This window comes from Pseudoalteromonas sp. NBT06-2, assembly GCF_002276045.1.
Lineage (GTDB): Bacteria > Pseudomonadota > Gammaproteobacteria > Enterobacterales > Alteromonadaceae > Pseudoalteromonas.
Genome location: NZ_NQMR01000004.1, coordinates 1 through 14137, shown reverse-complemented (window position 1 = coordinate 14137; position 14137 = coordinate 1). Strand labels below are relative to the sequence as shown.

Here is a 14137-nt window from a genome sequence, read left to right as displayed (position 1 = left end):
TAAACTAATTATTATTTTTAGTGTTTACAGATATAGAAGGTATTTTTAGCTATTGATTTATATGTTTAATTAGTTATTTCTTCATTAAACCGACTTTTAATTGTCATTAAATTTTTGTAAAAATAACCTCAGATTTATAAATAAAACGATGTTTGTTAATTTTTTTTGATAACGTATATGGCGATACTGAAAATATAGCTGAACTCGCAAACAAATATAAACAACTAAGTGAAATACTAGGTATACAAGCATTTAAAAATATACTGATGTAATTACGATTTGGGATGATCATGATTACGGTGAAAATGATGCAGCTATTGAATATGTCCAAAAAGAACAAAATCGTCTTACTCTACTAGATTTTTTTAATGAAGATAAAAATTCAAAAAGAAGAACGCGAATAGATGGTATCTATACTTCTTATATGTATGGCGGAAATAACAAAAATTACAAGTTATTCTATCTGACTTACGTTGGAATCGAACAAAGCTTGCCTCAGTGACAAAGAATCTATTTATAAGTAAAAGAAAGATCCTGTAATTTAATTCGGGTTAAAAGATATCGATGGAAAATCAACCCATAAACATCAAGTTATTTTTTCTGAGTTAAGTGAATTTATGGTATTCCCTTTAGGAGTGACATAACAACGAAGAGTAAATTATCAAAATCTCCTTTTAGGCGGGCTTCAATGCTCTTTATGCAGCGTTATTAGTTTTGATAATAGAATAACCAATGCCTTGCCCATAGCGCTTTGAACTCACGCTGAATTATCACTTTATTAACGGAAATGGTATGAGCACCCGCTCACAGTATGCGCACTATATTTCTTACCAAAAAAGGCTAAAGCCAGTAAGCGTTATTTCTCTAAAGGGATACATTGCATCGGTGTTAATGCTTCTGACATTAAATAAATCATAGATGATTGTCATAAAAAAATGGTGAGCTTAATGCAAATGAAGTCCTTATTTTGTCTGAATGTTTACTTCAAAAAGTGCAGTATCGTGAGGAAATTATGCTAGCTTTTGAATTGATAAATAAATTTGTCAAGAGAAATTATAGCGATGAACTATTGTTGCAGTTTTAGTTTTGGTTGGAGAATAACGTAACTAATTGGTCTTTGGTGGATGATTTATGTATGTATTAAAACAATTTATCAGTTCTGACTCACTCGGCCTCATTTAATAGAGCAAACGCAGCATTGGGCGTATTCAGAAGTACCTTGGTGTCGTCGCGCTAGCAATGTTGTTTGGGTCAAATTTATTCATCGTAAAATAGGAAAATCAATTTACTGTTTAGATAAAAAATTAATTTTTAAAAACTGTGACTTACTTCTTAATGATGAAGATGAATATGTTCAAAAAAGTATAGGTTGGTTATTAAAAATAACATCGATACATCATGAAAAAGATGTCATTGAATATATTGAAGTACACTTTACAGCAATGACTCGTGCCACGATTAGATATGCAATAGAGAAAATGGACACTGATACTCGTAAAAAATTCTTTTAATGACTAAATAAAATCTTGATATGAACTGTAATTTTTAATAAAGATGTATGTAGTCAATAAACTTAAGTGCAATTAATTCTCAATTAGATTAATATGCATTTTAAAATTTTCATAAGGAAAATCAATGACACCATTTGTTCTATGGGGTGCTATATTCTTCACCTTAGCCCTTATTTTTTATTCGGTTGGAATATGGAATGACTATTACCATAAACAATTAAAAGCATGGCATATAAGTATGTTTGGTTTAGGAGTTATAACAGATAGCCTAGGTACATTATTAATGTATTTACATGTTGGTCATCTTATCTTTACTGCTCATTCAATTTCAGGATTTTTCGGACTTTTCTTAATGATATTCCATTTTAGTTGGGCATTTTTGGTGATACGAAATAACGATGTTAAGTTATTAAATAATTTCCATCGATTCAGTATTCTTGTATGGAGTTTTTGGATGATTTCTTATATTTCTGGCTTGTACCTTGGAATAAGCAGCTTAGGTTAGTTCTGTTTTAATATTACAAATTTTAGATTCAAATTTATTAATATCAATTGTAAAATATGTTATGGCATAAAACTTAAGCTGCGGTGTTAGCAGTGAGATAAATTAAGAGTATTAGAAATGAATAACGAACTGGATATAATTGATAATTTAGCTGAATTAGAACGTTTTTTACTATCTGTTGAAAATGGAAGCCTTGGCCTAAATGGTGTAGAAGGAATCGGTTTAGCGACTAATAACTCTGATGGTCGACATTTTATTGCTGTGTTTGATAAAAATCAGAAGCTTCTTTTTTCTAAATGGGTTACTAAAGAAGTATTTGAACAAGGTAAAGATATAGTACGCCATGGCGTAAAAAGAAAACATTAGTTTTTCCTTTATAGAAACTAAGAGGTATTATTATTTTATACAAATATTAATACCACCTAGATTTCAAGTATCAAGCAGCTGTTAAAATTAAAAGTACCTTAAACCAAATCACAAAAACTTGCCTGTAATAATTGTGCTAAATCACTTGCAGCTAAAGATACTTCAAGTCCTCGTCGTCCTGCGCTAATATATATTTGTTGGTGTTCTAAAGCTGATTCATTCATATACGTGGCTAAGCGTTTTTTTTGACCCAATGGGCTCACTCCACCTAATATATATCCGGTACTGGCTTGCACTTTTGCTTTATCCGCCATGATCACTTTTTTAACTTTACATACTTTGGCTAATTTCTTTAGATTTACTTGGTTTTTAACAGGCACAATGGCAACAACTAAATTTTGTTGGTCAGTTTCAAGTACAATTGTTTTATATATTTTGGCTTGATCAACGCCAAGTTTTTGGGCAGCCTCTAAACCAAATGATTGTGCATCTACTTCGTGCTGATATTGGTGAATATCAAACGTCACTTTTTGTTTTTTTAAATATACGATTGCAGGAGTCATAATTTTTACTCTAAATTAATCTATTTTTCGCCATACTTCCAGTTTTAGTCTGACTGTCGTAGCTGAGTTTATAAGTTCCTTCTATAAAGCCTTTATATATACCCATTCCCATATTAACTTATCGATTGATAATAATGGAATTTATGTTGAATTACAGTTGAAAAAACTTAACGTTATAAATAGATGATTTCATCACTTAATTCGTTAAGTTCTTGCTCAATATGAGACACATATATAATGGGCAGGTTAAAGTTAGTTTTAATTTGATTAAAATATTTCAATAAATCATTTTTTTGCGCTAAATCTAAGCCACTTAGTGGTTCATCCATTAATAGTAACTTAGGAGAGCTTAAAATCGCACGCGCAATAGCAACTCTTTGTTTTTCACCGCCAGATAACATTTTTGGCATACGTTTTAATAAAGGAGAGAGTGAAAAAGCATCAACTACCCGTTCTAAACTAAAGTTTATCTGGTTCGCACGTTTTAATGCATAATTTAGATTGGCAGAAACAGTTAAATGTGGAAATAAGCGCGTATCTTGAAATACGAAGCCGATAGCTCTACTGTAAGCTGGCTCCATCATTTTGTCATTGGAATTTTGTAAAATAATTTCATTTAATTTAATTGAGCCTGTTGCACGTGTTTCAAGTCCTGCGATAATACGTAATAAGGTTGTTTTACCACAGCCTGAATCTCCACTGATACCAATGCAACGGTTTTTAAGATCTAATCTTTGTTTATATTTAAAATGTCTTTGATTTAATGTTATGGCGCAATCAATCTGTAGCACGCAATTGCCCTCTTTTTAAAATATTCATTACAATTAATATAACCATAGAAAATACTAATAACCCAGCCGCCATCATATGGGCTTTTTCATATTGTAGTGATTCAACTGCATCAAATAATGCAATGGAAAGTACTTGAGTCTCACCAGGGATATTGCCACCTATCATCAAAATAACACCAAACTCGCCTACTGTATGTGCAAAACACAATAATGCAGCACTGATAATGCCATTTTTACATATTGGCAGCACAATTGAGATAAAAGCGTCTAAAGGTTTTGCACCTAAAGAATGTGCGGTTTCTAATAATCGGGTATCTAATTGAGAAAATGTCGCTTGCAAAGGTTGTATGGCAAAGGGCAATGAGTAAATAAGTGAAGCAAACAAAATACCATAAAAAGAAAATGCCAGTTGTTGTCCTGTTATTGCAAGATACTGCTCACCAAGTAATGTTTGAGGTGAAAAAGCGATAAGTAAATAAAACCCTAATACCGTAGGTGGTAATACAATAGGTAAAGCGACAATTGATTCTATGATCATAGCAAACCAAGATTTACTTTTAGCTAACCACCAAGCAAAGGGGATGCATATCAACATTAAAATAATCGTCGTTGATAAAGCAAGTTTGAGTGTTAGCCAAAATGCAGCAATCTCAGCAGGACCAAGTGATATACTCATTTATTCACCTGATAACCATACTGTTTAATAATATTTTTAACTTCATCTGTTTTTAAATAATTAATAAATTGCTGTGATTCTGATATTTTCTTAGTGCGAGATAAAATGACCGCAGCTTGTGGGATTTGCGCTGCTTCACTTTTTAAAACTTTATAATCTGATCGTTTTACTTTACTTGATAAAATATGGCTTAAAGAAACTAAACCTGAAGGTGCATTGCCGGAATGCACAATTTGAAATACTGAAGCAATATTACTACTTGTAATATATATACCTTTAAAGGGCTCATCAAGTAGTTCATTTAGCACCTTTTTTGCAGCGACTCCATATGGTGCGTGTAAAGGATTCGCGATAACTAATTTATTTTTAGTATTGTTTAATTCGGTTAACTTAATTTTTGTATTTGGTGAATAATATACCAATTGACCATGGGCATAGATAAATTGACTATTTTTTAGTGCTAACTGTTCATTAAGTAACATTTCAGGTCGAGCAACATCAGCTGATAAAAATACATCAAATGGTGCTCCTGCTTTTATTTGATGATATAGAATGCCACTAGAGGCCGAAGATAAAGTGACTTTGTTACCTGTCGTATTTTGGTATTGTGAAACGATTTTATTTAGAGGCAATTTAAAGTTACTAGCAACCGCGATTCGAAGCGGTGTTGCTAAACTTTGAAAGCTAAAAACTGTGATTAATAAAACTATAAATCTTGTTAGCATATATTTTTGTTTGTTCTCTTTTTATATTTAAAAGGGCTTTAACGTATTGAAATAGCAATGTTATAGTATTATTAATCTATTGCCATTTTTTTAGAGCTTCTTTATCTTTTTGGTTTGTTTCAATCCACACATCTTGTTGTTGTTTTTTACGTGTTTCTTTTTTCCAAAAAGGCGCTTCTTTTTTTAAGTAATCCATTACAAACTGCGCACAAGCAAATGCTTCTTCTCTATGTGGGCTGCTGACACCAACATAGACAATTTGATCGCCTAAGGCTAATTGCCCTACTCTGTGTATAATATCTAACTGGTTTACTTTAAACCTTTCTTTAGCACGATCTGATATTTTTTCTAAAGATTTGGCTGTCATTGCTGGGTAATGTTCTAAAAATAGCCCTGTAACATCATGACCTTGATTAAAATCACGCACTAAACCAATAAAAGTAACAATCGCGCCATCTGTATTATCTTTAGCACGTAGCATCTGATACTGGGTGTTTAAATTAAAGTCGGCTTCTTGTACGCTGATCATAATATTAACCGCCTGTTACTGGTGGAAAAAAAGCAACTTCATCACCAGAATTAATCATACTAGTTTCTTCAACCATTTCTTGATTTATAGCAGCAAGTGCATTGTTTCCAGCTATAAATTCAGCCCATTTTGTACCCTTATTGGCAAGCTCTAAACGTAATTGTGCAATGGTACCTTGCTCAAAATCCGTGATTTCTAATTGAGAGCAATCTAGTAATTCTCTTAATCTTCCAAAAAATAATACTTTTATCATTTTTAACCTTTAAATGAATATTTTATATATTCAGGCTTTAACTATTGAGTTTAAGCCTGACAATTAATCGGTTTATTGGGCTTGGTAGTGACCTGATTTACCGCCCTGCTTTTCTAAAACTTTGATATCGCTTATGCACATAGCGGGATCAACTGCTTTACACATATCAAAAATTGTAAGCGCAGCTATTGAAGCGGCTGTTAATGCTTCCATTTCAACACCTGTTTGCCCTGCTAATTTAGCGAGAGTTTCGATATCAATACATGATTGTGATTCATTTAAAGTAAAATCTACTTGTACTTTAGTAAGCATTAACGGGTGGCATAATGGGATCAGATCTGAGCATTTTTTTGCGCCTTGTATCCCTGCTATGCGTGCAACCTGTAAAACATCACCTTTTTTATGACCATTATCACGGATCATGGCTAAAGTTTCAGGCTTCATGTAAACACGGCCTGATGCGCGAGCTATACGTTCTGTAACCGCTTTTTCAGTTACATCAACCATGTTGGCTTCGCCATGTTCGTTTAAGTGTGTAAAGCCCATAATTAACCTCGACTCTCACATAGCTCAACTGTAGATTCTTTAAGTTGAGGCACAAAATTACAAGGACGGTGAGAGGCATCTAATTGTTGTTTTATGACATCATTCCAAGCAGTTTTACATGCGTTTGTTGAACCCGGCATTGCAAAAATAACGGTTTTATTTGCCATACCCGCAATTGCACGAGACTGTATTGTAGAAGTACCAATTTGTTCATAAGAAATTTGACGAAATAACTCACCAAAACCATCCACTTCTTTATCAAATAATGGTGTTAATGCTTCAGGTGTTGAATCTCTAAATGTAAAACCTGTGCCACCAGTAATAACGACGGCTTGTATGTGATCGCTAGCAATCCACTGAGATACAATTGCACGTATTTTATAAACATCATCAATTACAATTTTTTTGTCAGCTAGGTTATGGCCAGCAGTTTGTAAACCATCAACTAAGGCTGCACCAGATGTATCATTTGATTCATCACGTGTATCAGAAACCGTTAAAACAGCAATTTGTAATGGTTGAAAAGGTTGTGGAGTTTTATGGCCCATAGTGGAAATCCTTAATTAAAAGTGAGTTTTAACAGCTTGCCAATCATTTGGTGTATTAGCATTTGTTAAGTAAAGCGGTTCGCCTTGTACCAAAGTTTGTGCGTTTTGTGTCTTTAGCATGGCGTAAATTGAGTTTTTAAATTTGCCATCTAGGGCATCTTTTAAAAATATTTTTAAATCTTCAGTGACTTTTACAATGCAAGGCAACATATGAGATTCAAAATAAACAGCGTTTTGTGACTCTTGTGCTGTTTTTTGTAATTGTATTAAGTCGCTACTGCGAATAAGTGGCATATCTACGGGTAAGATACTTAGCCAAGCACCATTAGGGATGTGTTCAAGTGCAGCCTCAATACCAGCCAGAGGACCTTTATCTTGATAACGGTCACGTATACCTTGTTCGGTATTTCTACTGATCAAGACCTGTTTACATAAACTGGTTGATAAGCAAACTTGGGCATTTTCAAGCAAGTTTACATTGCCCTTTACCAGCATCGCTTTATCTGTACCCATTCTTGAAGAACGGCCACCAGCGAGCACTAAACCATAATGAATATGATTTGAAACAGACATAATTTAACCTCCAAGCATGGCTAAGTCAGTGGTACCACCAGAAAATCCTTGATGTAAAAAATGCGTATCGGGTTTATCTTGTAAAACGTTTGCGATAAATTGATCAAGTTCAGTTTCGCGGCCTTTCACAATTAAATCTCTTAAGCTGTAGCCTGACTCACCAAATAAGCATAAATGTAATTTACCGACTGATGATATTCTTAATCTATTACAACTGGCACAAAAGTCATTGCTATATGGCGCAATAAAACCAATATGACCATCATATTCAGGGTGACAAAACTCTTTTGCCGGACCCGCATTTTTACCGCGTAAAATTTGCGCCCAGCCATTGCTTTCTATGTGTTTACCTATTTCTTCTGCGCTAACATGATTAGCTTTGAAGTATTCTTTATTATCAATTGTTTGCATTAGTTCAATAAAGCGTAATGAGATAGGCGTATCTTTTACCCAGTCAATTAATTGATCTAATTGTTTGTAGTTATGTTGTTTTAATAGAACAGTGTTAATCTTCACTTGTTTGATTGGGCTTTTAAGGGCAATGTCAATTCCAGCCATCATTTCAGCTAAATTATCACGACCAATAATCGCTTTCATCATTCGACCATCTAAACTGTCGCAACTGATATTAATAGCATCTAATCCACAATCAGCCCATTGCTGCACTTTACGATCAAGTTGATGGGCATTAGTTGTTAATGCCACTTTTTCTATACCTGGGGTATTTTTGATTGCTGTAATTATTTCAGGTAAATCACGTCTTAAACTCGGTTCACCGCCTGTGATCCGTACTTTATTGATACCATGCCGTGCAAAAGAAGCAACAACCATTTTTATTTCATCCAGAGATAAATAATCAGGTTTAGAATTGCACTTGTATCCATCTGGCAAACAATAAGTGCACCGATAATTACAGAGATCAGTTATAGAAAGCCGTAAATAACTAAATTTACGACCCTGTGGGTCTTGTAGCATGTCAACACCTTTCCAAGTTGTGGGAGGTTTAAAAATTTCTTTTTAAACCCTGGTGACCAAATTATTTTTAAACTAACCTGATCACGGCCAGTATTCCTTGAACGCTCTGGAACGAAGGTATAAAGGCTCGGAGTTGTTAAAATCTTATGTTCAATATAAAGATACTTTAAACATAAAGCTAGTCTGAATTTGAACTATGATATCTTTTCATGATTTAAATCATTTAGGGCGTAATAAATGAGCCCTTGGTTGTTGGTGTGGAACTTGTTTCTTTAAAAGTTAACGTTAACCATAACCCACAGTTTACTTGTATCTACTGAATGTTCGTCAGCACTGTAATCTGCATATTTAACTAAACCAGTCACATTTTTGTTGAACTTGTACTTAGCCGTTAAATCTAATTCAGAACCGTAATCTATGCTATCTACATCAGATTTAAAGTCATGATAAGTTGCACTTACTGCTACTGGACCAATTTTAGTTGCCACGCCAGCAAATACATCTTGGATACCTGTAGCAGGTGTGCCTAAGAACTTATCAGCGAAACCTTGGTATTTATGTAAAGTAGCAAGTGGTGTAGAGAATGCTACGCCATTATCGCTACCAAGTACTTCTACACCTGCTTTAATTTTAAATGAACTTACTTTTATACTTGCATCAACAGCATAATAATCGGCACTGAAATCTTTTGTACTATCTGCTGTATCTGATTGTGTAGCATAGCTTGTATGAAGATAAACTACACCAAGCTTACCGTCATAATCAAAACCTAATGTCTGTGTTGAGCTATCAGCAGAAGTATCATAATCTAAGTTATATGCAAAACCTGTTACTTTATGTGATTTATTGATTTTATAATTAACATTGACTAATTGGAAAGCACCATGCATATCAGGTTTTGCAGATGAGTCACCAAAAACACGATTTATATTATGAATGTAGACGTAATCAAAGTTAAGCGCAGAGTTTAATGCATATTCAACACGTAAGCTGTCATATGTTTGCTCATTTTGACGCCAACCTACGCCACCAACAAAGCGCTGACCTTGGTGTAATATACGTTGACGACCCGCTGTTGCTTTTAAATCATCACGTTTATATGTTAATGCGATTTGGTTTACATCAGTACCCTCTGGATCTGCAACTACTGAATAACCTGTATTGCCGTTATCTGTGCTGTTGAATTGACCAATTGCTGTTACATTATCTACTTCAGCAAGCACATTAATGCCCATAAAGCCAGCTGTTTTATATGTTAAACGCGTACGTAAAGTACCAGCGTTTGCACCTTTTTTAGCGTTATCTTCATCAACACCTTCATAACGCGCTCGCATATTTATTTTAACCGTACCATTTGCAACTGCATCAGTAATAAAGGGAGCCTGGTTTGCCATCGCTACTTGGCTCATGCCTAAAACACTTGAAAGCGCTAAAACTATTTTAGAGACAGAGAAAATTCCTTTGTTCATTTTAATTACCTAGTTGACTTATTTGAATTCTTATTAATTTATAGAGGCTAAAGGTACGCCTATTTAAAGGTGAGAATTTGATTAAAATCAATTTTTATATTTTATATAAAAATATTTTGAAGTTTATATGATTTATATTACTTACGATTAGATTTATCTAACAATTTCTTTAACTAATTAACAAATCGCTATCAATGCAGATACAAGTGGATCGTTTTTATTTTCTGTTTTATATGCAAGTCCTATGTCTTTAAATAAGTTAATTTTGTGAATTGGCTTAAAAGTTACTGCATTTGCTTCTATGATTTCTTGCCATTTAGGTAATAAGGCTGCACCGACTCCCGCACTGACTAATTGCCATGCGTATTCAATTGTTCTAATGTTGGCTCTTGTTTGAAATTGAATATCTAACATATCAAGTTGTAATTTTAATTTATCTAATGCGTCACAGGGATTTCGGTTAATAAAAGGTAAGTTCTTAAGATTCATTAATGAAATATTCGACTTTTTTGCGATATTCCATTGCTTAGGTAGCGCAAGTTCATAATTATCCTTCCAAATAGGTACGAAACTTTCATTTGCATTGGCTGATTGTGCTAAAACAACCCGGGCATCACAGGTTTCGTGGGGATCAACTAATGTTATTTCCAAGTTGTCAATTTTGTCATTAAGTTTAGTTAGCAATTGGCTCATACGTTTTGCCCCTAATGAGCGCATTATCCCTAATTTTACAGGGACTGGTGATGGACCGTCTTTAAACATGTTCAGAATTGCTTTAGATTTTCCTGACATTTCCTTGGCATAGGGATATAACTTTTGAGCTGCGGCTGTCGGTACAACACCTCTTGCATGGCGATTAAACAATTGTGTTGATAGGGTTTGTTCAAGTTGCAATATTGCAGTAGTGATTGATGGCTGAGATACATAACAGTGCCTTGCTGCGGCACTGACACTGCCCTGTTCATATACTGCTTCAAAATACTTAAGCGCTCTTAAATCCATATATAAATAAAATCTTGATTGGTTTTTAATCAGATTAACTTATCTATAGATATAATAGTTTGATCTATATCAAGCTATAGTTTTTGCCTATAGCTTACATAAAAATTAAATATTTCTCATATACTCACATAAATAATAAGGTTAAAAAACATTCTACTTTTTAATTCATTTAATAGGGCGATAAAATGATTAATCAAAACAAGGCAAGTAATATTGCTGTTAAAGTTATTCCATCTGAAACTATAAAAAATACAAAACATTTGGTCGTTTCACAGCAAGATATTAGCGATACCATGAACAGATATGGTTATTCTGATGAAATGATAAATACAATAAATATAGAAAACCTATTACCTGTTGGTTTGTTAAGTCGTTTGCATGCCTCATATCCTCAACATTCTGGTTTTATGGAGAAAAAACCATTTTTATTTACTGATAAAGCGCATTACTCAGGTTTGTCTGGATTTAGAGAAGTATGTGCAATTTTAAATGAAAATGGCATCGATATTGGCCATATTGACGAGCGCGAATTTTTTGTAGAAGTTTATCGCTTTTTAGCCACACGGCACTCTTTAAATAGTATTAATTGGGATGACTATCCTACTGATTCTGTATTTCAGTTAATTTTTCCTCAACCGAAAATGATTAACGACGAAACAACTCAAAAATACATAGATGCAACTGATGCTAAAGCACGTACACAAGTTGCGATTGATTATACTGAGTTAACAAATCCACATGATGGTAATCAGCAATTAAACAAGCCTTGGTTTGAAAATGATCAAGGTGAAATCGAATTTTTAGATGGCTCTCAGCATAAATACCCACAATGTCAGCTTATTTTCGATAAGACAACACAAAACTGTTTTTCATTCTGTACATATTGTTTCCGCCATGCGCAAGTACGTGGCGATGAAGATATGTTTATTCAAAAAGATATTAAACAAATACATGACTATGTACGTTTACACCCAGAAATTACTGATTTATTGATCACTGGTGGTGACGGTGGCTATATGCCAGCTAGCCGTTTAAAACAATACATCATGCCTTTAATTGAAGATCCAAGTCTATTACATGTCAAAAATGTTCGCTTAGCGACTCGTTCACTTACTTTTCAGCCTGAAATGATATTAAATGAAAAATATGATGGCATGTTAGAAGTATTTGATTTATTGAGAGACAACGGTATTCAACTTGCTTGGATGGCGCATTTTTCAACTCCTAGAGAGCTATTAAATCCAAGTACTATTGCGGCCATTCGAAGATTACAAGATCATGGTGTAAATATTCGATCTCAAAGCCCAATTATGAATCATATTAGTTTATTTGAAGATGATAGTGGTAAAGTTGATATCGATAAATCAGCGCAAAACTGGATAGATCTAGCTGAAATTTTGGGCATGATGTGTGTTGGCTTCCACTCTATGTATTGTGCGCGCCCTACAGGTGAGCATCATTATTATACAGCACCTCTTGCTGATATTGAGCAAATATTTAATAAGGTATATCGCTCATTAGCTTCAATTAACCGCCCCTCTCGTCATATTTCAATGACCATTTCTGCGGGTAAACTAGCTATTTTAGGCACCTCAGAAATTGGTGGAGAAAAATGCTTTGCGCTTAAATTCACTGAATCGAGAAATATGAAGTGGATGGATAAAGTATTCCATGCCAAATTTAATGAAACAGAAAATACCATAGATTTCTTAACGCCATTTGATACAGAAAAATACTTCTTTGCTGATGAGCTTAAACAAATCGAACATGACTTAGCTGCAGCATTGGCTAAGAAATTAAACTAAAGATAATAGCGCGAATTTTTTCGCGCTTTTTTTTACAAAATATATCGTTTTTGGATGTTGTAATGATAGATAAATCTATTGCAAGTGTGAAAGATACTGTTGCCGATATTTTTGATGGTGCCACGGTATTGATAGGTGGTTTTGGTGAAGCTGGTAGTCCAATTGAGTTGATACATGCATTGATAGATCAAGGTGCAAAAAACTTAACCGTTGTAAATAATAATACCGGAAGTGGTCATGTGGGATTAGCTGCACTTATTGAAAATGGCCAAGTAGGAAAAATGATTTGTTCATTTCCTCGTACCGCAAATTCCACAGTATTTCCTGACTTATATAATGCAGGGAATATTGAACTTGAATTAGTACCACAAGGTACATTAGCTGAGCGTATACGTGCGGGTGGCGCAGGTATACCTGGTTTTTATACTGCTACCTCTGTTGGGACGGTATTGGCTGATGGTAAAGAGCACCGTAGCTTTGATGAAGCTGCTTTCTCTGGTAAACAATATGTTCTCGAAAAAGCAATCACAGCTGACTTTGCATTAATCAAAGCACAAACAGCCGACAGATACGGCAATCTGACATTTAATAAAACAGCACGTAATTTTGCACCTATTATGGCAATGGCAGCAACGACAACAATTGTACAAACAACACAGCAAATTGAAGTTGGAGAGTTAGAACCAGAACATGTGATAACCCCAGGCATATTTGTTAATCGCATCGTTACAGTATAAGTGAGCCATTGCAAGAATCTAAATTAATAGCTCAAGGAGTATCTTACCCATGAGTCAAGTTTCTGATATTAAAACTGATTTAAACAAAAAAGGTTGGGATCGCAATGAAATGGCGCAGCGCGCTGCACAAGATATCCCAGATGGTGCTTATGTCAATTTAGGGATAGGTATTCCAGAGCAAGTAGCAAAATATGTCCCTGATGGCCGTGAAGTGATATATCACACTGAAAACGGTTTATTAGGTATGGGCCCGACTCCTGAAGTAGGCAGTGAAGATCCTGAGTTAATTAACGCTGGTAAAAAGCCAGTTACAGCCGTAAAAGGCGCCGCATATTTTCATCACGCAGATAGTTTTGCCATGATCCGTGGGCAACATATTGATATTTGTGTATTAGGTGCAATGCAAGTGTCTCAAAATGGTGATTTAGCAAACTGGTCAACAGGTTCTAAAAATGCCATTCCAGCTGTGGGCGGCGCTATGGATTTAGTGGCCGGCGTTAAAACCATTTATATTATCACACAACATGTCACTAAAAATGATGGTAACACCTCAATAACCCGTG

General features: G+C 34.4%; 18 protein-coding genes and 1 riboswitch. Of the genes, 6 read left to right on the top strand and 12 right to left on the bottom strand.

What is annotated here, in order from left to right; all coding sequences use genetic code 11:
- The first annotated feature begins 1181 nt into the window (after positions 1–1181).
- The 3 genes from CJF42_RS29190 to CJF42_RS01075 all read left to right on the top strand — a co-directional run bounded on the left by CJF42_RS29190 (position 1182) and on the right by CJF42_RS01075 (position 2382).
- The gene (locus CJF42_RS29190) at positions 1182–1511 is read left to right on the top strand and encodes a DNA alkylation repair protein (protein WP_212668768.1); all 330 of its coding nucleotides are present in this window, start codon (positions 1182–1184) and stop codon (positions 1509–1511) included.
- Positions 1512–1635: 124 nt separating this feature from the next.
- Positions 1636–2016, top strand: coding sequence for an HsmA family protein (locus tag CJF42_RS01080; RefSeq protein WP_095364895.1), 381 nt, complete (start codon positions 1636–1638; stop codon positions 2014–2016).
- A gap of 117 nt (positions 2017–2133) precedes the next feature.
- The gene (locus tag CJF42_RS01075; RefSeq protein WP_095364894.1) at positions 2134–2382 is read left to right on the top strand and encodes a hypothetical protein; all 249 of its coding nucleotides are present in this window, start codon (positions 2134–2136) and stop codon (positions 2380–2382) included.
- A 98-nt stretch (positions 2383–2480) separates the two neighbouring features.
- Here the strand turns inward: CJF42_RS01075 and ybaK are convergent, their stop codons facing one another.
- The 12 genes from ybaK to CJF42_RS01015 all read right to left on the bottom strand — a co-directional run bounded on the left by ybaK (position 2481) and on the right by CJF42_RS01015 (position 11032).
- Entirely contained in the window at positions 2481–2945 is a 465-nt protein-coding gene (gene ybaK, locus CJF42_RS01070; protein ID WP_095364893.1) for a Cys-tRNA(Pro) deacylase, read from the bottom strand.
- Between the two features lie 173 nt (positions 2946–3118).
- Positions 3119–3736 (bottom strand): ATP-binding cassette domain-containing protein, encoded by a 618-nt coding sequence (locus CJF42_RS01065; RefSeq protein ID WP_095364892.1) that lies wholly within the window; start codon positions 3734–3736, stop codon positions 3119–3121.
- Positions 3723–4412 (bottom strand): molybdate ABC transporter permease subunit, encoded by a 690-nt coding sequence (gene modB / locus CJF42_RS01060; protein WP_095364891.1) that lies wholly within the window; start codon positions 4410–4412, stop codon positions 3723–3725. Before modB ends, CJF42_RS01065 begins: the two co-directional genes overlap by 14 nt.
- Positions 4409–5137: a molybdate ABC transporter substrate-binding protein gene (modA, locus tag CJF42_RS01055; protein WP_095364890.1), complete on the bottom strand. Its 729-nt coding sequence runs from the start codon at positions 5135–5137 to the stop codon at positions 4409–4411. The genes modB and modA overlap by 4 nt, the downstream gene beginning before the upstream one ends.
- Positions 5138–5213: 76 nt before the next feature.
- Entirely contained in the window at positions 5214–5666 is a 453-nt protein-coding gene (locus CJF42_RS01050; RefSeq protein ID WP_095364889.1) for a molybdenum cofactor biosynthesis protein MoaE, read from the bottom strand.
- A 4-nt stretch (positions 5667–5670) separates the two neighbouring features.
- Positions 5671–5919, bottom strand: coding sequence for a MoaD/ThiS family protein (locus CJF42_RS01045; protein WP_095364888.1), 249 nt, complete (start codon positions 5917–5919; stop codon positions 5671–5673).
- A 72-nt stretch (positions 5920–5991) separates the two neighbouring features.
- Positions 5992–6465 (bottom strand): cyclic pyranopterin monophosphate synthase MoaC, encoded by a 474-nt coding sequence (gene moaC / locus CJF42_RS01040; protein WP_095364887.1) that lies wholly within the window; start codon positions 6463–6465, stop codon positions 5992–5994.
- Positions 6466–6467: 2 nt separating this feature from the next.
- On the bottom strand, positions 6468–7013 hold the full coding sequence (gene moaB / locus CJF42_RS01035) for a molybdenum cofactor biosynthesis protein B (RefSeq protein ID WP_042145519.1): 546 nt from the start codon (positions 7011–7013) through the stop codon (positions 6468–6470).
- Positions 7014–7028: 15 nt separating this feature from the next.
- The gene (gene mobA, locus CJF42_RS01030) at positions 7029–7586 is read right to left on the bottom strand and encodes a molybdenum cofactor guanylyltransferase (protein WP_095364886.1); all 558 of its coding nucleotides are present in this window, start codon (positions 7584–7586) and stop codon (positions 7029–7031) included.
- A gap of 3 nt (positions 7587–7589) precedes the next feature.
- Positions 7590–8561, bottom strand: a complete 972-nt coding sequence (gene moaA / locus CJF42_RS01025; protein WP_095364885.1) for a GTP 3',8-cyclase MoaA — start codon at positions 8559–8561, stop codon at positions 7590–7592.
- Positions 8551–8706, bottom strand: a riboswitch (molybdenum cofactor riboswitch). It overlaps the preceding gene by 11 nt.
- Positions 8707–8833: 127 nt before the next feature.
- Positions 8834–10030, bottom strand: coding sequence for an alginate export family protein (locus CJF42_RS01020; protein WP_095364884.1), 1197 nt, complete (start codon positions 10028–10030; stop codon positions 8834–8836).
- Positions 10031–10207: 177 nt separating this feature from the next.
- Positions 10208–11032, bottom strand: a complete 825-nt coding sequence (locus CJF42_RS01015; RefSeq protein WP_095364883.1) for a LysR family transcriptional regulator — start codon at positions 11030–11032, stop codon at positions 10208–10210.
- Between the two features lie 185 nt (positions 11033–11217).
- Here CJF42_RS01015 and CJF42_RS01010 point away from each other — a divergent pair, with 185 nt between their 5' ends.
- The 3 genes from CJF42_RS01010 to CJF42_RS01000 form a co-directional block, all read left to right on the top strand.
- Positions 11218–12837, top strand: coding sequence for a hypothetical protein (locus CJF42_RS01010; RefSeq protein WP_252097493.1), 1620 nt, complete (start codon positions 11218–11220; stop codon positions 12835–12837).
- Between the two features lie 62 nt (positions 12838–12899).
- The gene (locus CJF42_RS01005; RefSeq protein WP_212668765.1) at positions 12900–13574 is read left to right on the top strand and encodes a 3-oxoacid CoA-transferase subunit A; all 675 of its coding nucleotides are present in this window, start codon (positions 12900–12902) and stop codon (positions 13572–13574) included.
- A 49-nt stretch (positions 13575–13623) separates the two neighbouring features.
- On the top strand, positions 13624–14137 hold a 514-nt coding region (locus tag CJF42_RS01000; protein WP_141235449.1), incomplete at its 3' end, for a CoA-transferase.